General features: G+C 69.8%; 24 protein-coding genes and 3 tRNA genes. 19 read left to right on the forward strand and 8 right to left on the reverse strand.

Annotated features, from left to right (window positions below; genetic code table 11):
- Positions 1–145: 145 nt before the first annotated feature.
- Positions 146–1444 carry a serine hydroxymethyltransferase gene (gene glyA / locus QN315_RS18730; RefSeq protein WP_408904555.1) on the forward strand — a complete coding sequence of 433 codons (1299 nt, stop codon included), beginning with the start codon at positions 146–148 and terminating at the stop codon, positions 1442–1444.
- On the opposite strand, the gene QN315_RS18735 is transcribed toward glyA, so the two are convergent.
- Together QN315_RS18735 and QN315_RS18740 are read right to left on the reverse strand one after the other, a co-directional pair.
- Positions 1435–2511, reverse strand: a complete 1077-nt coding sequence (locus QN315_RS18735; protein ID WP_323990873.1) for a succinylglutamate desuccinylase/aspartoacylase family protein — start codon at positions 2509–2511, stop codon at positions 1435–1437. The genes glyA and QN315_RS18735 overlap by 10 nt on opposite strands.
- Positions 2512–2770: 259 nt before the next feature.
- The gene (locus tag QN315_RS18740) at positions 2771–3937 is read right to left on the reverse strand and encodes a DEAD/DEAH box helicase (protein ID WP_323990874.1); all 1167 of its coding nucleotides are present in this window, start codon (positions 3935–3937) and stop codon (positions 2771–2773) included.
- A gap of 119 nt (positions 3938–4056) precedes the next feature.
- Between QN315_RS18740 and QN315_RS18745 the strand changes: the two genes are divergently transcribed.
- From QN315_RS18745 to QN315_RS18760, 4 genes are all read left to right on the forward strand, one after another.
- Positions 4057–5052: a mitochondrial fission ELM1 family protein gene (locus QN315_RS18745; RefSeq protein ID WP_408904556.1), complete on the forward strand. Its 996-nt coding sequence runs from the start codon at positions 4057–4059 to the stop codon at positions 5050–5052.
- A gap of 82 nt (positions 5053–5134) precedes the next feature.
- Positions 5135–7021, forward strand: a complete 1887-nt coding sequence (locus QN315_RS18750; RefSeq protein ID WP_323990875.1) for a hypothetical protein — start codon at positions 5135–5137, stop codon at positions 7019–7021.
- A gap of 68 nt (positions 7022–7089) precedes the next feature.
- A tRNA-Val gene (locus tag QN315_RS18755) sits at positions 7090–7164 on the forward strand.
- Positions 7165–7509: 345 nt separating this feature from the next.
- Positions 7510–7869 carry a YidB family protein gene (locus QN315_RS18760; RefSeq protein WP_176640769.1) on the forward strand — a complete coding sequence of 120 codons (360 nt, stop codon included), beginning with the start codon at positions 7510–7512 and terminating at the stop codon, positions 7867–7869.
- 62 nt (positions 7870–7931) lie between these two features.
- Here the strand turns inward: QN315_RS18760 and QN315_RS18765 are convergent, their stop codons facing one another.
- Positions 7932–8804, reverse strand: coding sequence for an N-formylglutamate amidohydrolase (locus tag QN315_RS18765; RefSeq protein WP_323990876.1), 873 nt, complete (start codon positions 8802–8804; stop codon positions 7932–7934).
- 167 nt (positions 8805–8971) lie between these two features.
- On the opposite strand from QN315_RS18765, the gene QN315_RS18770 reads away from it, so the two are divergent.
- Positions 8972–9046, forward strand: a tRNA-Val gene (locus QN315_RS18770).
- 46 nt (positions 9047–9092) lie between these two features.
- Here the strand turns inward: QN315_RS18770 and ruvX are convergent.
- Complete coding sequence (ruvX, locus tag QN315_RS18775) at positions 9093–9581, reverse strand: Holliday junction resolvase RuvX (RefSeq protein WP_323990877.1); 489 nt, start codon at positions 9579–9581, stop codon at positions 9093–9095.
- Positions 9582–9656: 75 nt separating this feature from the next.
- Here ruvX and gatC point away from each other — a divergent pair, with 75 nt between their 5' ends.
- The 4 genes from gatC (at position 9657) to QN315_RS18795 (ending at position 13060) form a co-directional block, all read left to right on the forward strand.
- Positions 9657–9944 carry an Asp-tRNA(Asn)/Glu-tRNA(Gln) amidotransferase subunit GatC gene (gene gatC, locus QN315_RS18780; protein ID WP_323990878.1) on the forward strand — a complete coding sequence of 96 codons (288 nt, stop codon included), beginning with the start codon at positions 9657–9659 and terminating at the stop codon, positions 9942–9944.
- Complete coding sequence (gatA, locus tag QN315_RS18785; RefSeq protein WP_323993653.1) at positions 9944–11425, forward strand: Asp-tRNA(Asn)/Glu-tRNA(Gln) amidotransferase subunit GatA; 1482 nt, start codon at positions 9944–9946, stop codon at positions 11423–11425. The genes gatC and gatA overlap by 1 nt, the downstream gene beginning before the upstream one ends.
- Complete coding sequence (gene gatB / locus QN315_RS18790; protein ID WP_323990879.1) at positions 11425–12873, forward strand: Asp-tRNA(Asn)/Glu-tRNA(Gln) amidotransferase subunit GatB; 1449 nt, start codon at positions 11425–11427, stop codon at positions 12871–12873. Before gatA ends, gatB begins: the two co-directional genes overlap by 1 nt.
- A 94-nt stretch (positions 12874–12967) precedes the next feature.
- Positions 12968–13060 (forward strand) — tRNA-Ser (locus QN315_RS18795).
- A gap of 63 nt (positions 13061–13123) precedes the next feature.
- Here QN315_RS18795 and QN315_RS18800 read toward each other — a convergent pair.
- Positions 13124–13678: a DUF6622 family protein gene (locus tag QN315_RS18800; RefSeq protein ID WP_408904557.1), complete on the reverse strand. Its 555-nt coding sequence runs from the start codon at positions 13676–13678 to the stop codon at positions 13124–13126.
- Positions 13679–13780: 102 nt separating this feature from the next.
- Here QN315_RS18800 and QN315_RS18805 point away from each other — a divergent pair, with 102 nt between their 5' ends.
- The 4 genes from QN315_RS18805 (at position 13781) to QN315_RS18820 (ending at position 17496) form a co-directional block, all read left to right on the forward strand.
- Positions 13781–14617 (forward strand): LytTR family DNA-binding domain-containing protein, encoded by an 837-nt coding sequence (locus QN315_RS18805; protein ID WP_323990881.1) that lies wholly within the window; start codon positions 13781–13783, stop codon positions 14615–14617.
- 89 nt (positions 14618–14706) lie between these two features.
- Complete coding sequence (locus QN315_RS18810; RefSeq protein WP_323990882.1) at positions 14707–15372, forward strand: aminotransferase class I/II-fold pyridoxal phosphate-dependent enzyme; 666 nt, start codon at positions 14707–14709, stop codon at positions 15370–15372.
- Between the two features lie 51 nt (positions 15373–15423).
- Positions 15424–16095, forward strand: coding sequence for a hypothetical protein (locus tag QN315_RS18815; RefSeq protein ID WP_323990883.1), 672 nt, complete (start codon positions 15424–15426; stop codon positions 16093–16095).
- A 120-nt stretch (positions 16096–16215) separates the two neighbouring features.
- Entirely contained in the window at positions 16216–17496 is a 1281-nt protein-coding gene (locus QN315_RS18820; protein ID WP_323990884.1) for an O-antigen ligase family protein, read from the forward strand.
- 5 nt (positions 17497–17501) lie between these two features.
- Here QN315_RS18820 and QN315_RS18825 read toward each other — a convergent pair whose 3' ends face one another.
- On the reverse strand, positions 17502–17906 hold the full coding sequence (locus QN315_RS18825; RefSeq protein WP_323990885.1) for a cytidine deaminase: 405 nt from the start codon (positions 17904–17906) through the stop codon (positions 17502–17504).
- 102 nt (positions 17907–18008) lie between these two features.
- Here QN315_RS18825 and lysA point away from each other — a divergent pair, with 102 nt between their 5' ends.
- Both lysA and QN315_RS18835 read left to right on the forward strand, forming a co-directional pair.
- Positions 18009–19367: a diaminopimelate decarboxylase gene (gene lysA, locus QN315_RS18830; RefSeq protein ID WP_323990886.1), complete on the forward strand. Its 1359-nt coding sequence runs from the start codon at positions 18009–18011 to the stop codon at positions 19365–19367.
- 4 nt (positions 19368–19371) lie between these two features.
- Entirely contained in the window at positions 19372–22305 is a 2934-nt protein-coding gene (locus QN315_RS18835) for a DUF4175 family protein (RefSeq protein ID WP_323990887.1), read from the forward strand.
- Between the two features lie 19 nt (positions 22306–22324).
- Here QN315_RS18835 and QN315_RS18840 read toward each other — a convergent pair whose 3' ends face one another.
- The gene (locus QN315_RS18840) at positions 22325–22516 is read right to left on the reverse strand and encodes a hypothetical protein (protein ID WP_323993830.1); all 192 of its coding nucleotides are present in this window, start codon (positions 22514–22516) and stop codon (positions 22325–22327) included.
- Positions 22513–23946 carry an argininosuccinate lyase gene (gene argH, locus QN315_RS18845; RefSeq protein ID WP_323990888.1) on the reverse strand — a complete coding sequence of 478 codons (1434 nt, stop codon included), beginning with the start codon at positions 23944–23946 and terminating at the stop codon, positions 22513–22515. The genes QN315_RS18840 and argH overlap by 4 nt, the downstream gene beginning before the upstream one ends.
- A 3-nt stretch (positions 23947–23949) precedes the next feature.
- Between argH and QN315_RS18850 the strand changes: the two genes are divergently transcribed.
- The 3 genes from QN315_RS18850 to QN315_RS18860 all read left to right on the forward strand — a co-directional run bounded on the left by QN315_RS18850 (position 23950) and on the right by QN315_RS18860 (position 26291).
- Positions 23950–24540: a TlpA disulfide reductase family protein gene (locus QN315_RS18850; RefSeq protein ID WP_323990889.1), complete on the forward strand. Its 591-nt coding sequence runs from the start codon at positions 23950–23952 to the stop codon at positions 24538–24540.
- A gap of 144 nt (positions 24541–24684) precedes the next feature.
- Entirely contained in the window at positions 24685–25407 is a 723-nt protein-coding gene (locus QN315_RS18855; protein ID WP_323993654.1) for an N-formylglutamate amidohydrolase, read from the forward strand.
- Positions 25404–26291, forward strand: coding sequence for a shikimate dehydrogenase (locus QN315_RS18860; protein ID WP_323990890.1), 888 nt, complete (start codon positions 25404–25406; stop codon positions 26289–26291). Before QN315_RS18855 ends, QN315_RS18860 begins: the two co-directional genes overlap by 4 nt.
- The last annotated feature ends 1 nt before the right edge of the window (position 26292 follow it).

Raw genomic sequence — 26292 nt, forward strand, 5'->3', positions numbered from 1 at the left:
TAAGGCTGGGTCCCGCGGCAACGCCGTGTGGCCTCGCGACGCCAGAGACGCTAGAATGCGCGAAATGACAATGACGCGTGGGCAAAGGCCATTGGGATTCTTCCGATGACTGGCGGCGGCGTTGAAGGAACTGGAGATTATAACGATGCCGGACCAGATGAGCCAGAGCGGGTTGCATGCCTATTTCCGCGCGTCGCTGCGCGAGCGTGATCCCGCCGTCGCCGGGATGATCGCCGGCGAGCTGGAGCGCCAGCGCGAGGGGATCGAGCTGATCGCCAGCGAGAACATGGTGTCCGAGGCCGTGCTGGAGGCCCAGGGCAGCGTGCTGACCAACAAATATGCCGAGGGCTATCCGGGCCGGCGCTATTACGGCGGCTGCGGCGAGGTGGACAAGGTCGAGAGCCTGGCGATCGAGCGGGTCAAGGCGCTGTTCGGGGCGGATTTCGCCAATGTGCAGCCCCATTCGGGGGCGAATGCCAACCAGGCGGCCTTCATGGCGCTGGTCAGCCCGGGCGACACGATCCTGGGCATGAGCCTGGCGGCCGGCGGGCACCTGACCCATGGGGCGGCGCCGAACTATTCCGGCAAATGGTTCCGCGCGGTGCAGTATGGCGTGCGGCGTGAGGACGGGCTGCTGGATTACGAGGAGATGGAGCGCCTGGCCCGTGCCGAGAAGCCGAAGCTGATCGTGGCGGGGGGATCGGCCTATCCGCGGATCATCGATTTCGCGCGCTTCCGGGCCATCGCCGATGAGGTCGGGGCCTATCTGATGGTCGACATGGCCCATTTTGCCGGCCTGGTGGCCGCGGGCCTGTATCCGTCGCCGCTGCAATTCGCCCATGTGGTGACCAGCACCACCCACAAGACCCTGCGCGGGCCGCGCGGCGGGCTGATCCTGACCAACGATGCCGACCTGGCGAAGAAGATCAATTCGGCGGTGTTCCCCGGCCTGCAGGGCGGGCCGCTGATGCATGTGATCGCGGCCAAGGCCGTGGCGTTCGGCGAGGCGCTGCAGCCGGAATTCCGGGCCTATCAGGAAGCGGTGGCGGCCAATGCCCGCGTTCTGGCCGACACGCTGCTGTCGCGCGGCTTCGACATCGTGACCGGCGGCACGGACAGCCATCTGATCCTGGTCGATCTGCGCCCCAAGAAGGTGACCGGCCGCGCGGCCGAGCGGGCGCTGGAACGCGCCGGCATCACCGCGAACAAGAACGCCGTGCCGTTCGATCCGGAGAAGCCGGCCGTGACCTCGGGCATCCGGCTGGGCAGCCCGGCGGCGACGGCGCGGGGCTTCGGCGTCGAGGAATTCCGCGCGGTCGGCGAGATGATCGACGAGGTGCTGACCGCGCTGGCCGAGAAGGGGGAGGAAGGCTGCCCCGACACCGAGGCTGCGGTGCACCGGAAGGTGCGGACCCTGTGCGCGCGTTTCCCGATCTATCGCTGATCGGGCCGTCGTCGGACGGTTGAGCTCTCGGGGGCCGGAATGCGCATGGCCAGGCGCACGGCCGTCTGGCCTCGTCCGGGGCGCAAATTGGGCATGACAAGCATGCAGTCCGGGTAGGGCGTGCGGATTTCGTCCGGTCCGTCCTGCGCCAGCAGGGTGCCGCGCCGGCGAATCGTCTCCCCCCCGCGGAACGGCCGGACGAAGCGGAAGCCGGGGGTCTGGGCCGTGACGATGTCGGTGACCATCATATGCCGGGGCACCGGCTGCGGCGGCGGCGCGGGTGCTTCGTCCCGCGGCGGCAGCAGGCCGGTATGGCGCAGCAGGGCGCGGATCGCATGGTCGGTCGCTTCGACCGTCGCGGGGGCCCAATGGGCGCCTGCCTCCAGCAGGCAGGCGGCGCCCGGGCTGTGGGGATCGGAAAACCGGACGAAATCGATCAGTCGCGGTCCGGCGCGGTGGCCGTGATCGGAAACGATCAGCGGCGGGTCGCCCACCAGAGCGGATAGTCTGCGCCCGCTTTCCGCGCCGCCCGCGAGCATCAGCGGCGTGCCCGGCCAGAGCATGGAATGCAGATCCATCAGGATATCGGCGCTGTCGATCACCGGCAGGATCGCGCGGGCCCGGTCGAGTTCGTGCGAGCGGCGCGCGCTGGAGAGGATCTGCGGGCACCAGAGCCTATTCATGTCCTCATCGACGAAGCGCGACGCGACGGGGGAGGCGCGGTCGAAATGCGCGAAGGCGGCGAGATTGGCGAAGACCAGCGACAGGCGGCCGCGCCGGGGGCGGACGGATTCGCGCAGCAGCCGGTCCAGGGCGATCGCCCCGGCATATTCGTTCCCGTGGATCAGGGCGGTCAGCACCACGTGCGGGCCGGGCCGCGCCGCCTGGTAGTGCATCACGCCGGGGATGCCGCAATTGCCGGCCAGCCAGGGGGAAAGGTCCGGCGGCAGGATATCCACGTCGAAGCGCGGCAGCGGCGCGGGGGGTGGGGGCAGGGTGTCGCTGAATGTCGGACGGCCGCGTACGCGGGGCGAGGGGCCGGGGCGCGTCGTGGAACCGCAGCTCATGGCGCCGCGCCGTCTTCCTGACCGGATGGCGGGCCAGGGACATGTTCGTCTTTTCCGAAGTCGCCAGCGGCGGTGAAAGGGAGCGGACCGGCCATGGCGCGAGTTTATCGACTCGCCCGGGCGCTGCAATGCCACCCGGCCCATGGAGCCGGGCACATCGCTGTGTGCCATGCATGGCGCACAGTCGATAGCCGATCGGGGGCAGCCGATCGCCTGCGCCGATGAAGCCCGCGCCTGAATTTCGCGTCCGAATCCCGCGTCAGGGGGAGTCGATCGCGACGATGCGGGCGCCGCTCCGTTTCTCGATCTCGCGCAGCAATTGCCGCTCCGCCGGGTCGCAGAGCGACAGGGCCGTGCCCCGGCGGCCGGCCCGCGCGGTACGGCCGATCCGGTGGATATAGGTTTCGGGCTGCTCGGGGATGTCGAAATTCACCACCAGGGCCACGTCGTCGATATCGATGCCGCGGGCCATGACGTCGGTGGCGACCAGGGCGCGCACCGTGCCCCGGCGGAAGGCCGCCAGCGTGTGGTCGCGCCTTGCCTGTCCGTGATCGCCATGCAGGGCGGCGGCGGCGATCCCGGCGCCGGTCAGGCTGCGGGCCAGAGAATCCGCGGCCTGCCTGGTGCGGGTGAAGACCATGGTGCGGCCGGAATCCTGCTGGCGCAGCAGGGCGGCCAGGGTGGCCGGCTTGCGGTCGGCCGGGGTGAAGATCACCTGCTGGCGGATGCGCGGCGGCGGGGCCGACTGCTCGGGCGGGGCGACGCGCAGCGGCTTGTGCAGCAACTGGCGCGCCAGGGCCGAGATGGCGGGCGACATGGTAGCCGAGAACAGCAGGGTCTGGTGCCGGGTCGGCAGTCGGGCGGCGATCGCGCGTACGTCGTCGACAAAGCCGAGATCCAGCATCCGGTCGGCTTCGTCCAGTACCAGGCAGCCCGTTTCCTCAAGCGTGATCGTGTCGTCGGCCAGGTGGTCCAGCAACCGGCCGGGGGTGGCCACCAGCAGGTCGATGCCGGTCTGCAGGGCGCGTGTCTGGCGGTCCTTGGGCACGCCGCCGATCGCCAGGGCGACGGTCAGTCCGCAGCCGCGGATGCAGGTCCGGATGGTGCCGGCGGTCTGGCTGGCCAGTTCGCGGGTCGGCGACAGAATCAGGGCGCGTATCCGGCCAGGGGGCTGGGGCGCGGCGGCGGGAGGCATGGCGGCGGGAGGGGCGGCCTGGGCCAGCAGGCGGTGGACGGTCGGCAGGACGAAGGCCGCGGTCTTGCCGGTGCCGGTGCGGGCCAGGGCCTCGACGTCGCGGCCGTCGCGGATCGGCGGAATGGCCAGAGCCTGGATCGGCGAGGGCGCGGCATAGCCCGCCCGCGCGACATTGGCGAGAACGCGCGGATCCAGGCCCAGATCGTCGAAGCGGGTGGCTAGCTCGGTCATGATGGGAGGGGAATACCGTGCCGGGCCCGGATGGGGAAAGCGATTCCAGCGCCGTGGACGAGTGCGCCGTTGACGGGCGTGCCATTGACGGGGCGGGTACGCTGTCGGCAGATGGCCGCATGACGAGTCCGGCTGCCCCCCGCTCCATGCCGCCTGCCGATCCTGCGATGGCGCCCCCCCCGGTCGCCGTGGTGGCCGAGGACCTGGCCGGCATGCGTTCGCAGGCTTTCGGACTGGCGGCGCGGGCCGGGATGGCGCCGTTTTTCTGCCCGGTACGGGCCCGGGGCCTGTGGCGGCGCCTGCCGGCCGCCTGGTGGCCGGCGCCGCTGCGGGCGATCGACCCGCCGATCGATCCCGGGTCGGCCGGCCTGGTCTTCAGCGTCGGCGGGACGGGGGGCGCCGTGGGGGCGGCGCTGCGCGACGGCGGGCGGCGCGTGGTGCAGATCCAGAATCCGCGCATGCGGCTGGACCGGTTCGACCTGGTGATCGCCAACCGCCATGACGAGATCGCGGGGCCCAACGTTCTGCTGTCGCGGACGGCGCTGCATGGCGTGTCGGCCGAACGGCTGGCTGCGGCGCGGAGCGCATGGCAACCGCGCCTGGCGCACCTGCCGCGTCCGCTGGTGGCGGTGCTGCTGGGCGGGTCGAACGGGCGGTTCCGGCTGGACGAGGCCGTGGCCCGGGGGCTGGCCGGGCAGTTGGCGGGCATGATGCGGCAGGACCGGGTGGGGGTGGCGGTGACGCCGTCGCGCCGGACCGGCGTGCATGCGCGCGCGATCATCGGCGCGGCGCTGGAACCGCTGGGCGGCTGGGTGTGGGACATGCAGGGCGACAATCCCTATCTGGGCCTGTTGGCTTGCGCCGATGCCATCGTGGTGACTCAGGACAGCGTGTCGATGGTCTCCGAGGCCGTGGCGGGCAGCGCGCCGGTCATGGTGGCTGAATTGCCGGGCCGGTCGCGGCGGATCGGGCTGTTCCTGCGCGACCTGGCGCAGGCGGGGCGGATCCGTCCCTTTGCCGGCCGGATGCAGGACTGGCCGGTGACGCCGCTGGACGACACGATCGCGGTGGCCGAGGACATGCGCCGGAAACTGGGGCTGGACGGCGCGGCGTGACGGGCGGGCCCGTGCCGATCCCGCGGGGGTTAATCCTTCGGGAGTGATTTCTGCCCGCCGGATTCTGCGGTATGAACCCCGCATGCTGGACATTCGTACCTATGACGCCCAGGCGGGCGGCAATGTTCTCTACAAGGCGCTGGCCCATCCTTTGGCGGCCGAGGCGCTGGCCGGGCTGGCGGCCGGGATCCGCGCGGCCGGGCCGGTGGCGGTATATGACCCGGAGGGCATGTTCGCCATGCTGCGGGCGCTGGGGCCGGATCTGGGCGTGCTGGAGGGCGTGTATGTCCACGACACGCTGCGCGTGGGACAGGAGAGTGCGGCGGGGCCGGCGCGGGCGCTGACCGATCTGCCGGAATCCGGCGCGGCGGTCGTGCTGGCCGCGACCTTCGACGGGGCGCGGACCGGCGAGCGGATCGCCCATCTGATGCCGCCGGGGGCGCATTTCGTGGCGCTGGACGCGCTGCGCCTGCCGGACGGATTGCTGACGGTGCGCGAGCGCTATCTGGACAAGCTGAATTTCGCGACCAATCACGCCTTCTTCCGCGATGCGGACGGACTGTCGACGCGGCTGGTCACGGCGAATTACTGGTCGCGCTATGGCGCGGCGGCGGTGCGGCTGTGGCTGCGCCTGTTCGATGCCGATGGGGCGGTGCTGGCGACGTGGGAGGAGACGGTGCCCGGCGACGAGGCTGCGATCGTCATCGACAGCCGGGCCGTGCGGGCGCGATTCGGGCTGAAGCCCTTCGTGGGGCAGCTATTCGTCCACGCCGTGGGGGTGGCGGGCCATGACGTGGTGAAATACGCGCTGGATACCTATGGTACCGACGGCAATCGCAGCCTGTCGGTGACGCATGACGCCAATGCCTGGCCGTCCGACCGCTATGCCAACCTGCCGGCGCCGGATCGGGGCGAGGACGTGGTGCTGTGGGTGCAGAACAGCCACGCGGTGCCGATCCCGGCGGGGGCGATGAGCCTGAATCGGATGGGACGCGAGACACATGTGCCGATCGCGCGTGCGGTCGGCCCCTATGAGACGGTGGCGATTCGCGTCGCCGACTGCCTGCCGGACCTGGCCTGGCCGGCGCAGATCGAATTCCGGTCCGGCCGCCATGTGGTGCGCCCGCGCTATGAGGTGACGGGCGGAGGACGGACGCGCATCGCGCACCTGAATGTCGAGCGTGCCGATCTGCGCCCCGACCCGGGAATCCGTGACCTGGCCCCCAGCCTGGGGCGCGGCTATCTGCTGCCGTTCCCCATTCTGGACCCCGCGCGGTTCCGCACCATCGTCCAGCCGGTGCCGATGGCCGAATCGCAGGCCGATCTGCCGCTGCGGCTGGATTGCTTCGATGCGGCGGGTCGGCCGACCGGGCAGAAATTCCTGGGCTGCCTGCCGCGCGACCACGACCTGGCGCAGGACCTGGCCGAACTGGGCGTGCCCGGCGGCCATGGGGAACTGGTCTATGACTTCCGCGACGGCGGCGAGGCCGATGGCTGGCTGCACGCGCTGGTGCGCTTTGTCGCGCGCGACGGCGGCCATGTGGCGGAAACCAGTTTCGGTGCGCATATCTTCAACACGGTCATGACCTATCGGGGCGAGCCGCAATCCTATTCCGGGCCGCCGCCGGGGCTGACCACGCGATTGTTCCTGAAGGGTGGGAACGGGCTGGGCGATGCGTTCTGCTGCCTGATCTATCCGGCGTCGAATCCATGGCGGACGGAATCGCGGACCGTGCTGAGCCTGCATGACGCGGCCGGGCGGACGCTGGCCGAGACCGGGTTGCGGATCGCGTGCTCGGGGTCGGCCATGGTGTGGCCGCACATGCTGTTCGCGGCCGACATGCTGGAGCGCGCGGGACAGGGCGGATATGTCATGATCCGCGACACGACCTGCCGCCTGTTCGGCTATCATGGCGTGATGCGGGCATCGGACGGCGCCTTCTCGCTGGATCACATGTTCGGCTTTTGACGAATCTATGACGAGGCGTCTTGCGATGGGGGAGCGGATCCATTAAGAGGGCCCCACCGAGCACGGATGGGTGCGTAGCTCAGCGGTAGAGCATCGCCTTCACACGGCGGGGGTCACAGGTTCAATCCCTGTCGCACCCACCATCCGATCTTCCCGGCCGGGCCGGCACGGCGTTGAATGATACCCGTGGATCGGCGGCATGCGGCGGGTTGCTGCTACTATTTTCTTGACACCAATTTGTGATTCGCGCCATGTGTGACGTGTTGCAGCGTTGCGTTTGCGGCTGCTTCTTGGACGTTTCCTCCCTAAACTTTCGCGGTGCGGTAGCGCCGCTTTTTTTTTGCCATGCGCCATGGCGATGATTCCGTGATAAAATATGTTCATCTGGAGCGGATCGTGACGCGATGGGGTGCATCGCGGCAATCTGCTCGGCGAGATATGGCCTGGGCGTTGTTTGGTCCGGGTCGCCAGCGAGAGGCAGGTGGGATATGGCCGGATTGTTTGACGGGCTGCTGAACACGGTGGAGCAACTGGCCGGCCAGGCCGGGCTGGGCGAGATGCTGAACCAGCATCTGTCCGAACTGACCTCGGCGCAGGGGATTTCGAACCTGGCAGCGCAGGCCGAGCAGGCCGGCCTGGGGGACAAGGTCCGGTCATGGATCGGCACGGGCCAGAACCTGCCGATCTCGGTGGATGAATTGCGATCGATCCTGACGAACCAGCAGGTCGAGGCGCTGGTCGATCGGACCGGCCTGCCGGCCTCGACCATCCTGCCGGCGCTGGCGCAGTTCCTGCCTGCCGCGGTGGATCAGCATACGCCGTCGGGGCAGGCGCCGAACGCGGGCTGAACCGGACCGCGCAAGGCGGTCGAGGGGCGATTCCAGGGAGAATCGTATCTGGGAAATCGTGTCTATGATGTCGTGCCGGCGGAGCGGGCCAGATCCTGGGCCACGCCCGCGAGCGTGCGCAGCAGGTCGGTCATGGCGGCGCGGATCGCCGCGAATCCGTCATTCGGGACCAGGCGGTTTTCGTCCATATAGAGCGGGCGGCTGATTTCGACCTGCAGTGCGTGGCGGTGGCGTGCCGGCTGGCCGTAATGCCGGGTGACGTAGCCGCCCGCATAGGGTTTGTTGCGGCTGGTCGCGAAACCCTGGGCGCGGAGCGCGGCCTCGGCCGCGGCGCTGACGGCGGGGGCGCAGGACGTGCCCCACCCGTCACCCAGCACGAAATCGGGCGGATCCAGGCCGGCGATGCCGGGCATGGAATGGCAATCGACCAGCAGGCAGGCGCCGTGGGCCGCCACCTGGGCCTGGATCAACGCCGCCAGCGCGGCGTGATAGGGCATCCAGAAATGGCGGATGCGCTCGGCGGCGTCGGCGAAAGGCAGGCGCGTGCGATAGAGCGGCGCCCCGGCGGCCGAGATGCGCGGAATGACACCGAGCCCGGCGCGCACGCGGGGCGACGTGCTGTCGCAGCCGGGCGGCAGGGGCTCGGTGAACATGCCGGGATCCAGTTCGGTGGCGGCGCGATTGGCGTCGCAATAGATTCGCGGGAAAGTGGCGCAGAGCAGGCTGGCCCCCAGGTCCGGCGCGTCGGTCAGCAATTCGTCCAGATGGAAATCCTCGCTGCGGCGCAGGGCCGGCAGGTCCAGCCGGGTCCGCGCCAGGAAATCGGGCGGATAGGTCCGGCCGGAATGGGGGGACGCCACGACCATAGGGATCGCTGTCCGGCGGGGCGGAACCAGGATGAAGGGGGCGTCCCGGGACGTTGAGATCTCGTTCACCTTGGTGGCTCGTCCACGGATCCGGCGCGGGGCTTCGCAGGGGATCGAGGCAATTTAACCCGTATTCTCAATTGTTTAATGAAAACAGACACGGGGCGTCATTTTTTCCGCACGGACGGGTTGCGCAACGGGACCAGCCCGGCTAGAAGCCTGTTCACCGAACGGATGGGCGCATAGCTCAGCGGTAGAGCACTACCTTGACATGGTAGGGGTCACAGGTTCAATCCCTGTTGCGCCCACCATCCTTCGGTTCTCCTTCTTTGTGCGTGCCGTGAAAACATATCGGCATTATGCCCCATCTTCGCCATCGGCGGGGCTGGCCGATGCGTCCAGCGCGCCCTGCAGCATGTAGGCGGCGGCCAGCTTGTCCACCAGTTCGGCGCGGCGCCGGCGGCTGATGTCGGCGTCCTGGATCAGCATGCGGTTGACCGCGCTGGAGGACAGGCGCTCGTCCCACATGGCGGCCGGCAGGCCGACCTGTTCCGACAGGGTGGCCATCCAGTCGCGCGCCGCCTGCGCCGCGGGGCCGAAACCGCCATCCAGGGACAAGGGCAGGCCGGAGACCAGGGCGCCCACATCCTCGCGCCGGGCGATCGCGCCGATTTCGGCGGCGACGGCCGACAGCTTGCCGCGGCGCAGCGTGCCGTAGGGCGATGCCAGCATCAGCGACACGTCCGACAGGGCCAGGCCGATCGTCTTCTGTCCCGGATCGAGCCCCAGCAGGCGCTGGTTGCGGCCCAGCCGGGCGCGGATCTGGTGCATGTTGAACAGGGGCATTATCTGGGTCTATGGTCCGCGCGATATTCTGTACGCAGGATATTCCCCCCAGATCATGATGGAAAGTTATGCTTCATGTCGCTTGATCCCGCGACCGTCCGACGTATCGCCAGGCTGGCGCGGATAGGTATCGATGAGTCCGATTTGCAGGCCCTGCAGGGGGAATTGAACGGTATCCTCGGCTGGATCGAGCAGTTGAACGAAGTCGATGTCGACGGTGTCGAGCCGATGGTGGGCACCGGCCACGCGGCGCTGCGCATGCGCGAGGATTGGGTGACCGACGGGGATGCGCGCGATGCCGTCCTGTCGAACGCGCCCGACAAGGCGGGGCCGTTCTATACCGTGCCGAAGGTGGTTGAATGATGCTGACCGAACTGACGATCGCTTCCGCCCAGGGGGGGCTGAAGCGGCGCGACTTTTCCGCCGTCGAACTGACGCAGGCCCATCTGGCCGCGATCGAGGCGCTGAACGGCCGGCTGAACGCCTTCATCACCGTTACCGCCGAACGGGCGCTGGACGCCGCGCGGCGGGCCGATGCGGTCCTGGCGGGCGAGGATGCGCCCGCGCTGACGGGTATTCCGCTGGGCATCAAGGACCTGTTCTGCACCGACGGCGTGCGCACCACCGCCGCCAGCCGGATGCTGGAAGATTTCGTGCCGCCTTACGAAAGCACGGTGACGGCGAATCTGCTGCGCGATGGCGCGGTGTTCGTGGGCAAGACGAACCTGGACGAATTCGCCATGGGGTCGGCCAACATCACCTCGGCCTTCGGGGCGGTGGAAAATCCCTGGAAGCGCACGGGTGAGCCGGACACCGTGCTGGTGCCCGGGGGGTCGTCCGGCGGTTCGGCGGCGGCGGTCGCGGCCGGGCTGGCGATGGGGGCGACCGGTACCGATACCGGTGGGTCGATCCGCCAGCCGGCGGCCTATTGCGGGATTGCCGGAATCAAGCCGACCTATGGGCGGTGCAGCCGCTGGGGCACGATCGCCTTCGCCAGTTCGCTGGATCAGGCGGGGCCGATGGCCCGCACCGTCGAGGATTGCGCCATCCTGCTGCAATCCATGGCGGGATTCGACGTGCGCGACAGCACCAGCGTGGACGTGCCGGTGCCGGAGTACCGCGCCGCCTGCGGCCGCTCGCTGAAGGGCATGAAGGTCGGCATCCCCGCCGAATATCGGGTGGCCGGCATGCCGGCCGAGATCGAGGCGGCGTGGGAGCAGGGCATCGCCTGGCTGTGCGACGCGGGATGCGAGATCGTGAACGTGTCGCTGCCGCACACCAAATACGGGCTTGCGACCTATTATATCGTGGCGCCGGCGGAATGTTCGTCGAACCTGGCGCGCTATGACGGCGTGCGCTTCGGCCGGCGCGTGCCCGGCGAATCGCTGGATGCGCTGTACGAGGCGACGCGCCGCGAGGGTTTCGGGCCCGAGGTCCGGCGCCGGATCCTGATGGGGACCTATGTCCTGTCGGCCGGATATTACGACGCCTATTACCTGCGCGCGCAGAAGGTGCGCCACCTGATCCGCCGGGATTTCGAGGAGGCGTTCCGCAAGGTGGACGTGCTGCTGACGCCGACCGCGCCCTCGCCGGCCTTCGCGCAGGGCGAGAAGATGGATGACCCTGTACAGATGTATCTGAACGACGTGTTCACCGTGCCGGCCAGCATGGCCGGCGTGCCGGCGATGTCGGTCCCGGCGGGGCTGAGCGGCAGCGGGCTGCCGCTGGGGCTGCAGGTGATCGGCCGGTCCTTCGACGAGGAAACGGTCATCGCCGCGGGCAGCGCGATCGAGCGGGCGGCGTCCTTCGCGCACCGTCCCGCCCTGCGGGCGGAGGTGGCGTGATGGCCTATGTGATCGAGGGCCGTACCGGCCCGTGGGAACTGGTCGTCGGCCTGGAAGTGCATGCCCAGGTCATCAGCCGGTCCAAGCTGTTCTCGGGCGCGTCGGCGTCGTACGGCGGCGAGCCGAACACGCATGTCAGCCTGGTGGATGCCGGGTTTCCCGGCATGCTGCCGGTCATCAACCGCGAATGCGTGGCGCAGGCCGTACGAACCGGGCTGGGGCTGAAGGCGCGGATCAACCTGCAGAGCCGCTTCGACCGCAAGAATTATTTCTATGCCGACCTGCCGACCGGCTATCAGATCAGCCAGTTCGCCCATCCGATCGTGGGCGAGGGCGCGGTGGAGATCGAACTGGCGGACGGGTCGACCCGCACCATCGGGATCACGCGCCTGCATCTGGAGCAGGATGCCGGCAAGTCGATGCACGACCAGGACCCGGCACGGTCCTTCATCGATTTGAACCGCGCGGGGGTCGCGCTGATGGAAATCGTCAGCGAGCCCGATATCCGTTCGCCCGAGGAGGCCGGGGCCTATCTGCGCAAGCTGCGCATGATCCTGCGCTATCTGGGCACGTGCGACGGGAACATGGAAGAAGGCTCGATGCGGGCCGACGTCAACGTGTCGGTGCGCAAGGCGGGCGAGCCGTTCCGCACGCGCTGCGAGATCAAGAACGTCAATTCGATCCGCTATGTGATGCAGGCGATCGAGGTCGAGGCGCTGCGCCAGGTCGAGATCTGGGAAAATGGGGGCGAGGTCGACCAGGAGACGCGCCTGTTCGATCCGGCGCGGGGTGAGACGCGGTCTCTGCGCAGCAAGGAAGATGCGCACGACTACCGCTATTTCCCCGATCCGGACCTGCTGCCGCTGGTGATCGCCGAATCGTGGGTGGACGAACTGGAATCGGCCCTGCCGGAGTTGCCCGACGCCAAGCGCGAGCGGTTCCAGACCGAATACGGCATTCCACGTTATGATGCCGGCGTGCTGGTGGCCGAGCAGGCGACGGCCGATTTCTACGAATCAGTGGCGCGCGGACGCGATCCGCGGCTGGCGGCCAACTGGGTGACCGGCGATCTGTTCGCCGCGCTGAACCGTACCGGCCGCACGATCCAGGACAGCCCGATCAGCGCCGAGGCGCTGGGCGGCATGCTGGATCTGGTCACGGACGGGACGATCAACGGCAAGATCGCCAAGGAAGTCTTCGAGGACATGCTGGAGACCGGCGATTCGGCGGCCGAGATCGTCGAGCGCAAGGGATTGCGGCAGGTGACGGATACCGGCGCGATCGACGCGGCGGTGCAGGCCGTGCTGGCCGCGAATCCGGACAAGGTGGCCGAATATCGTGGGGGCAAGGACAAATTGTTCGGTTTCTTCGTCGGTCAGGTGATGAAGGCGATGGCCGGCAAGGGAAATCCGGCCCTGGTGAACGAGGCGTTGAAGAAAGTTCTCTAGCGTTCTGACAGCCATCGGTTTGGGGTTTGACGGCGCTGTGGCGACAGTCTACAAGCAGCGCTGCAAACGCCGTGTGATGAGCACGCTCTTCGGCGGAGGGGTGGCCGAGTGGCTGAAGGCGGCGGTTTGCTAAACCGTTGTACGGTGTCAAGCCGTACCGTGGGTTCGAATCCCATCCCCTCCGCCAGTTTGAAAAGTTTCCTGAAAAATCAGTTTGTTGCGCGGGCCTCTGAGAGGCCCGTCCCTGTGCTTATGCTGGCATGCCGTCCTCTGCTTCGTAACGGCGGCGGAACGCCAGCGCCCAGCCCAGGAAATAACCCGCCAATGCGCCTGAGAGTGCACCGTGCAGCAGGTCCAGTGCGACTCGCCGGTCCGGCATCGCCGCGACTGCGATCGCGATGGCGAATTGCGCGGCGAACAGGGTGACGTTGCGGATCAGCGGCCAGGGGCTGCCCTTGCGATGCACGATGCCGCGCGTCCGATCGATCACCATGCGATTCGGACCGATCCTGTACCCGACCGGCGCCAGGCACATGGCCGCGATCAGCCAGGCCAGATAGGGCGTTGCCGTGCCCCCCGAATGCGCGACCAGGCCCGACAGCCCCCAGATGACGAACACCAGCGGCAGCAGCGCCACCCGTCGCACCGTTACGGTCGTATCCGACAGAGCGACGCATCCCTGCCAGACCAGATAGGACAGCAACAGCCAGACCCAGAGCGGGACGTGTGAAAGGATCATCGGCAAAGACATGGCGGGGCATTCCGTTCGGGTTTCGACCGGGTCACCCTGCAAGATCCCCGTCATACGGGGCAGTGCCCGTTTCGCGAAATGCTCGCCGCTTTCGTGAAACGATGCTTACATGCCGTTTGCGAAGCGTGGGCCGTTCGCGAAGCGTGGATGGAGGGCATGGAGGACGCGTTGACCGAGGCGATGCGCGACGTGATGCGGCGTGGCGGTTTTGTCCTGGCCACCGCCGCCGCCATGACGTTTCTCGCCCCATGGGGCACCCAGGCCATTCCTCTGCCCCGCCGCGCCTTCGACTGGCTGGCCTGCGGCGTCATATGGGAAACGGCGATCTGGCTGGCGCGCGACGGCGTGTCGCGGCGACGGCGCGGTGCGGACGCCAAAGCGGCCCGTCCGCCGTTTGGGGCCTATCTTCTGACATTGGGCATCGCCTCGATTCCGGCCGTGCCGATCAGCATGCTCATCGTAAACGGGTCGGTCGGCACCGCCGCTGACTTTGCCGCCTTCTATGCCTACGCGCTGGGGCTCGGGCTGATTCTGGCCGCCATCCGGTATGGCCTGCGGTCCGATGGTGCGGCGCGCGGGCACTTGACTGCCGGGACCGTCAGAAGCGTCCCGCCGACCGCATTGCCTGTCCCCGCCGCGAGCATGCCGGCACGCGATTTCCCGACGCGCGATTTCCCGGTGCGCGATTTCCTGGCGCGCCATGCGCCGGATCTGGCCGGGGCGACCCTGCTGGCGCTTGCGGCCGAGGACCATTACCTGCGCATTCATACCGACCGGGGGCAGGCGCTGATCCTGCTGCGTCTGCGTGATGCGATCGACAGCCTGGGAGCGGATGCGGGCCTGCAGGTGCATCGCTCGTTCTGGGTGGCGATGGATGCGGCTCCCCGGGTCGCGCGCCGGGGGCAGTCCTGGCAGTTGGAATTGCCCACCGGCCTGAATGTCCCCGTCAGCAAGGCCAATGTCCCGGCCTGCCGGGCCGTCGGCTGGCTGTAGCCGACCAGGGACGGAACGATGCGCGGTCGGCGCCCTTCGTCATGCAAAGCGGCTCTTATGCAAAGCGCCGGGCACCGGCGACGCAAAGCATGACCAGGCTGGCTTCATCCGGCATGATGATCGTCGAGGATGACATCTTCGGCGATTTCGAGCCCGAATCGTCGCCGCGTCTTGCCGTGCTCGATGGGCTCGCGCGTGTGATCCGCATCGGCAGCTTTTCGAAGACGCTCTCGGCTTCGATCCGTTGTGGCTATATCGCGGCGCGCCCGGACTGGATCGACGCGTTGATCGATCTTCAGGTCGCGATAAGTTTCGGCGGCGTCAGTCCGGCCACGGCCGAGCTGGTTTTCGCGGTGTTGAACGACGGTGGTTACCGCAAGCATATGGAGGCGGTGCGGCGACGGCTTGTCCGCGCCCGACGCGATACGGCCGTGCGGCTTGAGGCACTGGGCATCACGCTCTGGCTTATGCCGCGCGGCGGGTTCTACCTTTGGTGCGCCCTGCCCGCCGGCCAGGACGCCACGACGCTCGCCCGGGCGGCGCTGTGCGAGGATGTCGTGCTGGCGCCCGGCAATGTTTTCAGCGTCTCGCAGAGCGCCTCGGGCTTCATGCGATTCAACGTCGCACAAATGGGCGAGGCACGCATCTTCGACGTACTGGAACGCGCTCTGGCGTCCGGCCGCTGTCGCGAAAAAGGTGGAGGTCGTCTGGAAACGTTATCTGCGGAAGATGGATCGATCCGCGCAACGATGTGACCCTGCCGGCGTTCGATAGGATTGCGCCAGGTTTCCGGGTCACGCAACAGGATGGGCACGCCCTGCCGCGCCGGCCTGATTCTGTCCGAGATTTCTCTCATCCTATGTCCGAAAAAGGGGAATTGGTTGGCTGACGGGTTTTTGGCGCTCCCTTACGCCAAGGAGGTGGCGGAAGCCGGTCTGGTGGACGCTGGTCTGGCGCGGGCTGGTGCGCTGGTTTCGATCATCGGAGTGAGGGAGAAGCCCGCGCGGATTGATGAGAGGCGCTTCGCGTATGGCGTGCTGCGGGTAAGCTTTGATGACATTCCGGTTCCGGAATGGGTGGCTGCGGACGGATCGCGCTGGTTTGGCCCGTATGAGGAGCAGGTGCGCGACGTGCTGGCGTTCGGGCGCCATGTGCGTGCGGCCGGCTGCGACCATGTCGCGGTGCATTGCCTGCATGGCCGCAGCCGGAGCCCGGCCGTCGCCGTTGCCATGATGGCCGACGCGCTGGGCCCCGGGCGGGAGGCCGAGGCGGTGTCGCGCCTGATGACCCGGTCGGCGCGTCCCGGGGTGCCGTCCGATCCGGACTCGGTCCGGCGCATATTGTGCAATCCGGGGGTGATTCGCCTTGCCGACGGCATCATGGGCCGTGGCGGCGCGCTGGAACGTGCGGTTGCCGCGGGGGTGCCGCTCTATGCCGCCTGGGCGGGGTTCTGGCAGGCGCAATGTCTGGTTCCCTGACCGGCCGGTGAGGTGGGGCCGGTGACGTGGCCGTTCCGCGCGGGGTCGCCACTCGAGGGCCGTGCCTGTATGGATGAGCGCCGACAGAGCAGGGACGACAAAGGCGCAATGAAGGCGGATATGGCGACGCGGCGCAGCCGGGTCTTGGCGGCGGGCCTGTGGTGGATCGCGCTGGCCTTGACGATGGCGCTGCCGCTCTTTCAGTTGCGCGGCCGGGCAATCGGCGACGGGATCATGTCCGCCGTGGGGATTCTGTTCCTGGTCCAGTGCCGGATCGAGCGTGCCGGGACGTGGTGGCGGCGCGGGTGGTTTCCGTTCGCGCTGGCTTTCTGCGGCCTGGCGGTCCTGTCATCGCTGCTGCATGGATCGCGCCATGCGGTGGGGGAGGCCGCGGTTCTGGTCCGGTTCTTTCTGTTCGCCGCGGCGCTGGAGCATTGGGTGCTGCGGGGCGCGGCGGCGCGGCGGCGGCTGGGGACGGTGCTTGGGCTGGTGGCGGCGTGGCTGGTGGTGGAATGCTGGCAGCAATATCTGCTGGGCCATAACCTGCTGGGCTATCCGCGCTGGCCTGACGGCGCGCTGACCGGCCCGTTCTACGAACCCCGGGCCGCGACGCCGCTGCTGATGACGGCATTTGCCGGCGCCATGCCGGTGGCGCTGCGCTGGATGACGGCGCGGGGCTGGCCATGGCGCGCCGCGGGGGCGGCAATCGTCATGCTGCTGGTGCTGACGATGGTGCTGATCGGCCAGCGCATGCCCGCGCTGCTGTTCGGGCTGGGCCTGGCGCTGACCGCCCTGTTCGTGCGCTGGGCGCGCCTGCCGGTGCTGCTGGCGGCCGTCGCGGGCGGGGTGGGGCTGGCCCTGCTGCCGGTGCTGTCGCCGCCGGCCTATGCCAAGCTGGTGGTGCATTTCCTGCAGCAGATCCGCCATTTCTCGGATAGCGCGTACGGGCAGATCTATATCCGCGCGGCGGCGATCGTGCGGGACCATCCCTGGCTGGGGCTGGGCGCGGACGGATTCCGCGATTTCTGCGCCGATCCGGCCTATGTCCACGGGGTGCGCCTGTTCGGCCTGGACCTGCCGGCGCGCGGCGCCGCGGAAGGGTGCAATATCCACCCGCACAATATCTACCTGGAGGTCGCGACGACGGCGGGCCTGCCCGGGCTGGCCTGTTTCATGGCGATGGCGGCGCTGTGGCTGGGCCGGATGATCCGGGCCCTGGACCCCGGCGCGGCGCCGCAGCAGGCCATGCTGTGCGTGATCTGCTGCGTGGTGCTGTGGCCGGTGGCGTCCAGCAGCGCGCTGTTCTCGGCGCGGACGGCGGGTTGGATCTTCCTGCTGGTCGGCTGGGGGCTGGCGGCCGCGCGCGACGTGGCGGGCGAGGCGCGGCTGCGGCGCGTCTGATCCGTTCAGGCTTTCATCAGGTCCTCTGGGCCGAACGCGTCCGGCAGCAATTCGCCCAGCGTCCGCACCAGCAGCACGGCGCCCGTCGGGCCGACCATGCGGATGCGCAGGTCCGGCGCGCCGAATTCGCGGATCTTCTGCCGACAGCCGCCGCAGGGGGCGCAGGGCCGGTCGCCGCCGCCGCAGATCACGATGTCGGTGATGCGGCGCTGGCCGGCCGCCACCATGGCCGAAATCGCCCCGCCCTCGGCGCAGATGCCCTGCGGATAGGCTGCGTTTTCCGTGTTGCAGCCCGCGAAGATCCGGCCGTCCGCGCCGCGCAGCGCCGCCCCGACATGAAAGCGCGAATAGGGGGCGTAGGCATTGGCGCGGACCGCGACGGCGGCGTCGATCAGCGGATCACCGGACATGTCTGTTCTCTCCTTGCTCGGTTCCCGTCGCTCTATCGGATCGGCGGGGGGAAGGATAGCGCGGCGCTTGGAAGCAGGGGCGGGAACCGGTATCCTGATGAGATGACCGAACCATCTTCTTCGCCCATGGGGCAGGACCCGACCGTCGCGGACATGCTGGCCGGCCGGCCGCATCTGTCGATGCACGCGCTCGACGGGCTGGTCCTCGAGGACGTGCCGCTGACCGCCATCGCCGATGCGGTGGGCACGCCCACCTGGGTCATGGGCGCGGGCACGCTGCGCGCCCGCTATCGCCGCCTGACCGACGCCATGGCCGGGGCCGGGCTGTCGCCGTCGGTGCATTTCGCGGTGAAGGCGAACGACCATCTGGCGGTCCTGCGCGTGCTGGCGCAGGAAGGCGCGGGGGCGGATGTCGTCAGCGGCGGCGAGTTGCTGCGGGCCCGGGCGGCCGGCATTCCGGCGTCGCGCATCGTTTTTTCCGGCGTCGGTAAATCCCATGACGAGCTGGGCCTGGCCCTGGCCGAGGCGATCGCGCATATCGCGGTGGAAAGCGCCGAGGAACTGGAGATTCTGTCCGCGGTGGCCGCGGCGGCCGGGCGCGTGGCGCGGATCACCCTGCGGGTGAATCCCGATGTCGATGCCGGCACGCACGAGAAGATCACGACCGGCCTGTCCACCAACAAGTTCGGCATCGCCTATGTCCGGGCGGCGGAGCTGTATGCCCGCGCCGCCGCGTTGCCCGGGCTGCATCCGCTGGGCTTTTCGCTGCATATCGGCAGCCAGATCACCTCCATGGCCCCCTATCGCGCCGCCTTTGCCCGCGTGGCCGACCTGGTGCGCGCCGTGCGGGCGCGCGGCCTGGCGGTGTCGCTGGTGGATTGCGGCGGCGGACTGGGCATCTGCTATCGCGACGAGGGCGAGGGCGCGCCGGCGGCGCTGGCCGGCGCGATCCGGGCCGAGCTGGGCGCGCTGGACGTGCGCCTGGCGATCGAGCCGGGGCGCTGGCTAGCCGGTCCGGCCGGGGTGCTGCTGTCGCGCGTGATCCTGCGCAAGGCGGGCGAGGACGGGTTGCCGCCTTTCCTGATCCTGGACGCGGCGATGAACGACCTGATGCGGCCCAGCCTGTACGATGCGTGGCATGGCATCCTGCCGCTGTCGGCGCGCGATGCGGTGCAGCCGCCGGAGGCGGTGAACGTGGTCGGACCCGTGTGCGAAAGCGCGGATTCCTTCGCCCGCAACCGCATGCTGCCGCGCCTGGGCGATGGGGCGGCCGTGGCCCTGCTGGATACGGGGGCCTATGGGATGGTCATGAGTTCGACCTATAACGGGCGGCCGCTGGCCGCGCAGGTCCTGGTCGATGGCGGGCGCTGGAGCGTAATTCGCCCACGCCAGCCGGTTGCCGAATTGTGGGCGGCCGACCGCGTTCCGGACTGGATCGCTCCCGCGCCGGTCGGCGCCTGAGCCCATGACGGGCGGGACCGCTTCCCCCCAGGAGATGGCCGGGCAGATGGCCGGGCAGGGCGCGGTGCCGGCGTCGTTTCCGGCCCGGCTGGCTGCGGCGCGGCATCGGGCGCGCGCCGTGCTGTGGATCGAGGCCGCGTGGCCGGTGCTGCTGCCGGTGCTGGGCGGGGTTCTGGCCTATATGATCGCGGGCCTGCTGGGCCTGCCGCAGGGCTTGCCGGACGGGTGGCATGTCCTGCTGCTGCTGGTGCTGGCGGGGGCTGCCGCGGCGTGGCTGGCCTGGCGCGGGCGCCGTATCGTGCCGCCCGCCGCGCGCGGGATCGACCGGCGGATCGAACTGGCGTCGGGCCTGGCGCATCGGCCGTTGCAGGCCCTGTCCGACCATCCGGCGGAAGCGGGGGCCGGGCAGGCGGCGCTGTGGGCGCAGCATCTGCGCCGGACGGGGCAGGCGATCGGCCGCCTGCGCGCCGGCTGGCCGCGCCTGTCGGTGGCGGCGCATGACCGGTGGCGGCTGGGGATGATTCTGGTGCCGGGGCTGCTGGCCGCGCTGCTGTGGGCCGGCGGCGACGCGCCCGGGCGGCTGGCGGCGGCGTTCTGGCCGGGTCTGGACGATCCGGGGGCGCCGCGTCCGCATATCCAGGCCTGGATCACCATGCCGTCCTATGCGCCCGGGGCGCCGGTTTTCCTGGACGATCGCGCGGGAACGGCGGTCGTGCCCGAGGGCGCGGTGCTGAGCATCAGCGTGACCGATCTGCGCGGCCGGCCGTCGCTGCGCGTGGCGGCCGACGGAGAGGGCGCGGCGGCGAGAGGCGGCGCAGTGGCGGGGGCAGTGGCCGGGGCAGTGACCGGGCCAGGCCGGTTCCGCCCGCTGGGCCCCGGTAGCTGGTCGGCCGACATAAAGTTGCTGGGCAGCGCGAGCCTGACCCTGCGCGGCCGTGGACGGTCCTTCAGCCGGTGGAATGTGACGATTCTGCCCGACGCCGCGCCGGCCGTGTCCTGGAGGGCGGGGGCGGGCAGCATGCCGGGGGAATGGCGGACACGCCTGCCCTATAGCGCGCGGCAGGCCTATGGCATCGCCACGTTGCGGGCCGAGCTGCATCTGATTCGGCCGGGCAGGGAGCAGGCGCGGGGCCAGGGGGAGGCGGAGCGGGTATTATCTGTGCCGATCCCGGTGGATGGCCGGCCCAAGGAGGTGACGGGCACCGCCCTGCCGGACCTTTCCGCCGATCCCTGGGCGGGCGAGGAGGTGGCCGGCCGCCTGGTGGCGACCAGTGCCAGCGGGCGCGAAGGGCGCAGCGACGAGATCCGCTTTCGTCTGGGGGCGCGGCTGTTTCGCAATCCGATGGCCAGGGCGGTGCTGGATGTGCGCCGCCGGGTCGCCGTGGGGCGGGAGAGCCGCTTTACGGCGGCGAGCGACCTGCTGGCGCTGGGCGAGACGCCCGATCCGTTCGCGCATGATGCCGGAATGCTGCTGAACCTGACCAGTGCCGCAGCCCTGCTGGAAAGCCGGGACGTCGAGGCCGGCGCGGCGACCGCCCGGGCCGTCGACCAGGCGCTGGCGCGGCTGTGGTACCTGGCGCTGGATATCGAGGACAGCGCGCAGGGCGGGCGCGCCGGAGCGCAGGCCGCGCTGGATGTCCGCGCAGCGCAGGAGGCCGTGGCCGCCCAGTTGAACCATATGCGCGCATTGGGCGCGCAAGGGCAGTCCCCGGCCGAGCAGGCCGAATTGCAGCGCCGGGTCGAGGCGCTGCGCCAGGCGATCATGCGCCGCATGCAGGCCCTGACGCAGCAGGCCGTGCGGTCGCACACCGCCATTCCCGCCCTGCCGGGCCTGGCGCAGGATGGCGACAAGGCACTGTCGCACATGATGCAGCAGATGCAGGATGCCGCCCGGAACGGCCGGTCGGCCGAGGCCATGCAGGCCCTGCAGCAGATGGAAGACATGCTGGAGCGCATGCGCTCGGCCACGCCGCAGGACCTGGCGGCCATGGCGCGGCAGATGCAGGCCCGCCAGCAGGCGCAGGAACAGCAGCAGGCGCTGCAGGACCTGATCCGCCGCCAGTCCGGCCTGCTGGACCACAGCCAGTCGCGGCTGGACCGGGCGCGCCGCGCCCAGGAGCGGGCCGAGGAGGCGCGGCGTGCGGCCCAGGGGGCCCAGGGGGATCGTGCGCCCGACACGGATCGCGACCTGGCATCGATGCCGACCGCCGAATTGCTGCGCCAACTGGGGCTGAAGCCGCCGCCGGACATGCCGCCGGACGAAACGGACGGGCAAGAGGATCACCGGACGCCCCAAGGCGCCGACAGCCGGGAGGCGGACGGAAAGAGCGATGGGACGGGGGACCAGCCCGCCCCGCACGATGCGGCCGATGGAGAAGCCCGGCATCAGGATCGCGCCGTGCAGCATGCGCTGGACCGTGCGCTGGACCAGTTGGGCAGCGAGTTCAAGGACCTGACCGGAAAGGGCGCGCCCGGCGGGTTTTCCGATGCGCGGGGAGCGATGAAGGCGGCCCGGTCCGCCCTGTCCGCCGGCAGCGATGCCGATGCGGCTGACGCGCAGCGCAAGGCCCTGGCCGACCTGCAGAAGGGCGCGCAGCAGATGCGTCAGGCCATGAAGGGTTCGGGCGGCGGAGCCGGCAGCCTGCTGCCGGCCATCGGCGGCGGATCGGGCGCGGGCGGCCCGGGTGACGGCAGCCCGGGCGATGGCGGGCAATCCGGCGACGATGCGCAGGCGGACGACCGCGGCGGGGACCGCGATCCGCTGGGCCGCCGCACCGGCGAGGGCAAGGACGGGCTGGATGCCGACACCCATGTGCCCGACACGATGTCGCGCGAGCGTGCCCGGGACATCGAGCAGGAATTGCGCCGCCGCGATTCCGACCGGACCCGCCCGCGTGAAGAGCTGGATTACCTGGACCGGCTGCTGAAATCCTTCTGAACGCGCCGGATTCCGGCCGTCAGTCGGGGGCCGGATAGGTCCGCGGATAGGTGATGTGCGAGGCCGGGCCGGGGGCGGAGGGCCCCCCCTTCTTGCCGCAGGCCGCAAGGCCGCCCGCCAGGGCGCCCAGCAGCAGCAGCGTGCCCAGCAGGCGGGTCGCGCCCCTCATCGCGCCCTTCGTCATGCCCGTCATGCCGCCCATGCTTCTCATGCCGCGGGCTCTCCAAGGGCGGCCAGCCAGCGCGTGGCCTGGGCGCGGACATTGTCCGGCGCGGTGCCGCCTTCGCTGGTGCGCGAGGCGATCGAGGATTCGACGGTCAGCACCGAGAAGATTTCGGCGGTGATGCCGGCTTCCTCGGCCTGCATTTCTTCCAGCGTCAGGTCCGCCAGGTCGACGCCCCGCTTTTCGGCCAGGCCGACCAGGCGGCCCGTGACGTGGTGGGCGGTGCGGAAGGGCAGTTTCAGGACGCGTACCAGCCAGTCGGCCAGGTCGGTGGCGGTGGAGAAGCCCGACCCGGCATAGGTGCGCATCCGTTCGGTATGGGGCACCAGGTCGCGCACCATGCCGTCGCAGGCCGCCAGCGACAGGGCGGCGGCGTCGGTCGCGGCGAAGACCGGTTCCTTGTCCTCTTGCGTGTCCTTGGCATAGGCCAGCGGCAGGCCCTTCATGACCGTCAGCAGCCCGACCAGCGCGCCGCTGATGCGGCCGATCTTGGCGCGCACCAGTTCGGCGGCGTCGGGGTTGCGCTTCTGCGGCATGATGGACGAGCCTGTGGTGAAGGCGTCGGACAGGCGCACGAACGAGAACGGCGCCGAGCACCAGATCACGATTTCCTCGGACAGGCGCGACAGGTGCATGGCCAGGATCGAGAGCGCCGAGAGATATTCCAGCGCGAAATCCCGGTCGGACACCGCGTCCAGCGAATTGGCGGTGGGGCGGTCGAAGCCCAGGGCCGCCGCCGTCATCCGCCGGTCGATGGGAAAGGACGTGCCGGCCAGCGCGGCCGAGCCGAGCGGGCATTCGTTCAGGCGCCGGCGCGTGTCGGCCAGCCGCCCGCGATCGCGCGCCAGCATTTCGACATAGGCCATCAGATGGTGGCCGAAGGTCACGGGCTGGGCGGTCTGCAGGTGGGTGAAGCCGGGCATCGGCGCGTCGGCATGTTCCAGCGCACGGCGGCTGAGCGCGCGCATCAGCGATGCCGCCTGCGCGTCCAGCCCGTCGATGGCGTCGCGCACCCACAGACGGAAATCGGTGGCGACCTGGTCGTTGCGCGAGCGCGCGGTATGAAGCCGCTTGCCGGCCTCGCCGATCCGTTCGGACAGGCGGGCCTCGATATTCATGTGGATGTCTTCGAGCGCGGTACTGAACGTGAACCGGCCGGCGGCGATCTCCGCGCCGATCTCGGTCAGGCCCCTGCGGATTTCGGCCTCGTCCGCTTCGGAAATGATGCCGGTCCGAGCCAGCATGGCGGCATGGGCCAGCGAGCCCGCGATGTCCTGCCGCCACAGCGCCTGGTCGAAGCCGATCGAGGCATTGATGTCCTGCATGATGGCCGACGGGCCACCGGCGAACCGCCCGCCCCATTGAGCGTTGGCCAGCGCACCGTCCTTGCCCGTTTGCTGTTCTTCGTTCACAGACATTCCATGCCCCAGATCTTGTCGAAACCCGTCGATCGCCGCGCCCTGCTCGCGAATGGCGGCACCCTACTGGCCGCATGGCTCGGGTGCAAATCCATCCTTGCGCCGTGCCGGGCGGCGGCGGAAGACGGGCCGGTCGCCGTGCCCTTGTCCAGCCTGCGGCCGCATGCCCCGCGCGCCGTGCCGGACATGCGCTTCGCGGACGGGACCGGCGCGGTGCGGACGCCGGCCGACTGGCGGGGGCGGATCGTGGTGCTGAATCTGTGGGCCACCTGGTGCCAGCCCTGCGTGGCCGAAATGCCGGCGCTGGCGGCGCTGGCCCGGCATGCGGCGCCCGGCGGCGACATCGCGGTCCTGCCGGTATCGGTGGATCATGGCGGGGCGGCGACCGTGCGCCGCTTCTATGCCGCGCACGGCGTGGCCGGCCTGCCGGTCCTGTGCGATCCGCAGATGGCGATTCCGGCAGCGCTGCACGAGGATGGCGTGCCTGTGACCCTGGTGCTGGATCGCAAGGGGCGGGAAATCCTGCGGATCGGCGGTCCGGTCCTGTGGGATGCGCCGGATGTGCCGGCGCTGCTGCGCCGCATGGCGGGGTGAGAGGGTTGGAACGAGGCGGGCGGGATGAGGCCGGCGGAATTCGGGGGCACGGTGCGGGACGATAATCTTTCGGGTCACGGTCTTTCCAGTCCGGGTCCTTCAGGACAAACGGGGTTGCTGGGGCCGCATGACCCGGCGCCCGTCATGATCCATGGGCGGGCGGGCGCGTCGCCCTTCGTCCTGGTCAGCGACCATGCGGGGCGCGCGGTGCCGGCCGGCCTGGGCGACCTGGGCGTGCCAGCGGCGGAGTGGGAACGTCATATCGCCTGGGATATCGGCATGGCCGGCATGGGGCGGCACCTGGCGGGGCTGCTGGATACGATCCTGATCGAACAGGCCTATTCCCGGCTGGTGATCGACTGCAACCGCGCGCCGGGTCATCCGACCTCGGTCGTGCGGGTCAGCGACGGGACGGCGGTGCCCGGCAACCTGGACCTGGATGACGACGACGTGGCGGCGCGGGTCGCGGCGATCTTCCGCCCCTATCACGACCGGATCGCCGCCGAACTGGCCGGGCGGCCGGCGGACTCCACGATCGTGGTGGCGCTGCATAGCTTCACTCCGGAAATGGGCGGAGTGGCGCGGCCCTGGCATGCCGGCATCCTGCACAACCATGCGCCGCGTTTCGGCCTGATGCTGAAGGCGCTGCTGGAGGAGGAGACCGGGCTGCTGGTGGGGGACAACGAGCCCTATGCCTTGACCGATACCAGCGACTACACGATTCCCACACATGCCGAGGCGCGAGGCCTGCCGCATGTCGAGCTGGAGATCCGCCAGGACCTGGTGGCGGATGCGGTTGGCCAGCGGGAATGGGCGGAACGGCTGGCGCGGCTGCTGCCGCTTGCATGGGAGCGTTATCGGGCATGACCGGAACGAGCATGCCGCCGCCGGGTTGGCGGCCCATCGGCGGCGCCACCCTGCTGGCGGGGGTGATCGGCTGGCCGGTCGCGCATTCGCGCTCGCCCCTGCTGCATAATTTCTGGCTGGCCCGGCATGGGATCGACGGGGCCTATGTGCCGCTGCCGGTGCGGCCGGGGGATTTCGCGGTGGCGGCGCGCGGCCTGGGCGCGGCCGGATTCCGCGGGGCGAACGTGACCATTCCGCATAAGGAAGCGGCCTTTGCGATCGCGGACGACCTGCATCGTTCGGCGTGGCGCTCGGGGTCGGTCAACACGCTGGTCTTTGGCGTGGACGGGCGGATCGCGGCGCGTTCGACCGATGGCGACGGATTCGTCGCCAGCCTGCAAGGCAAGGGCGTGGACGTGGACCGGGGGCCGGTGCTGCTGCTGGGGGCAGGAGGGGGCGCGCGGGCGATCGCGGCCAGCCTGCTGGACCGGGGGATCGCGGTGTCGATCGCCAATCGCACCCGGGCGCGCGCCGAGTCCCTGGCGGAGGCGCTGGGCAGCGAGGGAGGGCGGATCGCCGTGATCGACTGGGAACGCTGGGCGGACAGCCTGGCGGACCATGCGCTGCTGGTGAACACGACGTCGCTGGGCATGCATGGCGGGCCCGACGGCCCGTTCATGCCCGACCTGTCGGCGGCGGCGCCCGATCTGGTGGTCAGCGACATCGTCTATGTCCCGCGCAGGACGCCGCTGCTGTGCGCGGCGGCGGCGCGGGGCCTGACGGTGGTCGAGGGGACGGGCATGCTGCTGCATCAGGCGCGGCTGAGCTTTCACGCCTGGTTCGGGGTCGACCCGGTGGTGGATGCCGAGATCGAGGCGCTGCTCGACGCCGATCTGGCGCGATAGG

This window comes from Nguyenibacter sp. L1 (assembly GCF_035199985.1).
Taxonomy (GTDB): Bacteria; Pseudomonadota; Alphaproteobacteria; order Acetobacterales; family Acetobacteraceae; genus Gluconacetobacter; species Gluconacetobacter vanlangensis.

Coding starts and splice junctions, on each gene's coding strand:
- gatC (WP_323990878.1), top strand. CDS start 9,657: ATGTCGCTTGATCCCGCGACCGTCCGACGTATCGCCAGGCTGGCGCGG.
- QN315_RS18815 (WP_323990883.1), top strand. CDS start 15,424: ATGGGCACGCCCTGCCGCGCCGGCCTGATTCTGTCCGAGATTTCTCTC.
- QN315_RS18745 (WP_408904556.1), top strand. CDS start 4,057: ATGACGAGTCCGGCTGCCCCCCGCTCCATGCCGCCTGCCGATCCTGCG.
- QN315_RS18810 (WP_323990882.1), top strand. CDS start 14,707: ATGACCAGGCTGGCTTCATCCGGCATGATGATCGTCGAGGATGACATC.
- QN315_RS18840 (WP_323993830.1), bottom strand. CDS start 22,516: ATGAGAAGCATGGGCGGCATGACGGGCATGACGAAGGGCGCGATGAGG.
- QN315_RS18735 (WP_323990873.1), bottom strand. CDS start 2,511: ATGAGCTGCGGTTCCACGACGCGCCCCGGCCCCTCGCCCCGCGTACGC.
- QN315_RS18855 (WP_323993654.1), top strand. CDS start 24,685: ATGATCCATGGGCGGGCGGGCGCGTCGCCCTTCGTCCTGGTCAGCGAC.
- QN315_RS18800 (WP_408904557.1), bottom strand. CDS start 13,678: ATGACGGGGATCTTGCAGGGTGACCCGGTCGAAACCCGAACGGAATGC.
- argH (WP_323990888.1), bottom strand. CDS start 23,946: ATGTCTGTGAACGAAGAACAGCAAACGGGCAAGGACGGTGCGCTGGCC.
- QN315_RS18760 (WP_176640769.1), top strand. CDS start 7,510: ATGGCCGGATTGTTTGACGGGCTGCTGAACACGGTGGAGCAACTGGCC.
- ruvX (WP_323990877.1), bottom strand. CDS start 9,581: ATGCCCCTGTTCAACATGCACCAGATCCGCGCCCGGCTGGGCCGCAAC.
- glyA (WP_408904555.1), top strand. CDS start 146: ATGCCGGACCAGATGAGCCAGAGCGGGTTGCATGCCTATTTCCGCGCG.
- QN315_RS18805 (WP_323990881.1), top strand. CDS start 13,781: ATGGAGGACGCGTTGACCGAGGCGATGCGCGACGTGATGCGGCGTGGC.
- QN315_RS18820 (WP_323990884.1), top strand. CDS start 16,216: ATGGCGACGCGGCGCAGCCGGGTCTTGGCGGCGGGCCTGTGGTGGATC.
- QN315_RS18850 (WP_323990889.1), top strand. CDS start 23,950: ATGCCCCAGATCTTGTCGAAACCCGTCGATCGCCGCGCCCTGCTCGCG.
- QN315_RS18835 (WP_323990887.1), top strand. CDS start 19,372: ATGACGGGCGGGACCGCTTCCCCCCAGGAGATGGCCGGGCAGATGGCC.
- QN315_RS18740 (WP_323990874.1), bottom strand. CDS start 3,937: ATGACCGAGCTAGCCACCCGCTTCGACGATCTGGGCCTGGATCCGCGC.
- lysA (WP_323990886.1), top strand. CDS start 18,009: ATGACCGAACCATCTTCTTCGCCCATGGGGCAGGACCCGACCGTCGCG.
- QN315_RS18825 (WP_323990885.1), bottom strand. CDS start 17,906: ATGTCCGGTGATCCGCTGATCGACGCCGCCGTCGCGGTCCGCGCCAAT.
- gatA (WP_323993653.1), top strand. CDS start 9,944: ATGCTGACCGAACTGACGATCGCTTCCGCCCAGGGGGGGCTGAAGCGG.
- gatB (WP_323990879.1), top strand. CDS start 11,425: ATGGCCTATGTGATCGAGGGCCGTACCGGCCCGTGGGAACTGGTCGTC.
- QN315_RS18860 (WP_323990890.1), top strand. CDS start 25,404: ATGACCGGAACGAGCATGCCGCCGCCGGGTTGGCGGCCCATCGGCGGC.
- QN315_RS18750 (WP_323990875.1), top strand. CDS start 5,135: ATGCTGGACATTCGTACCTATGACGCCCAGGCGGGCGGCAATGTTCTC.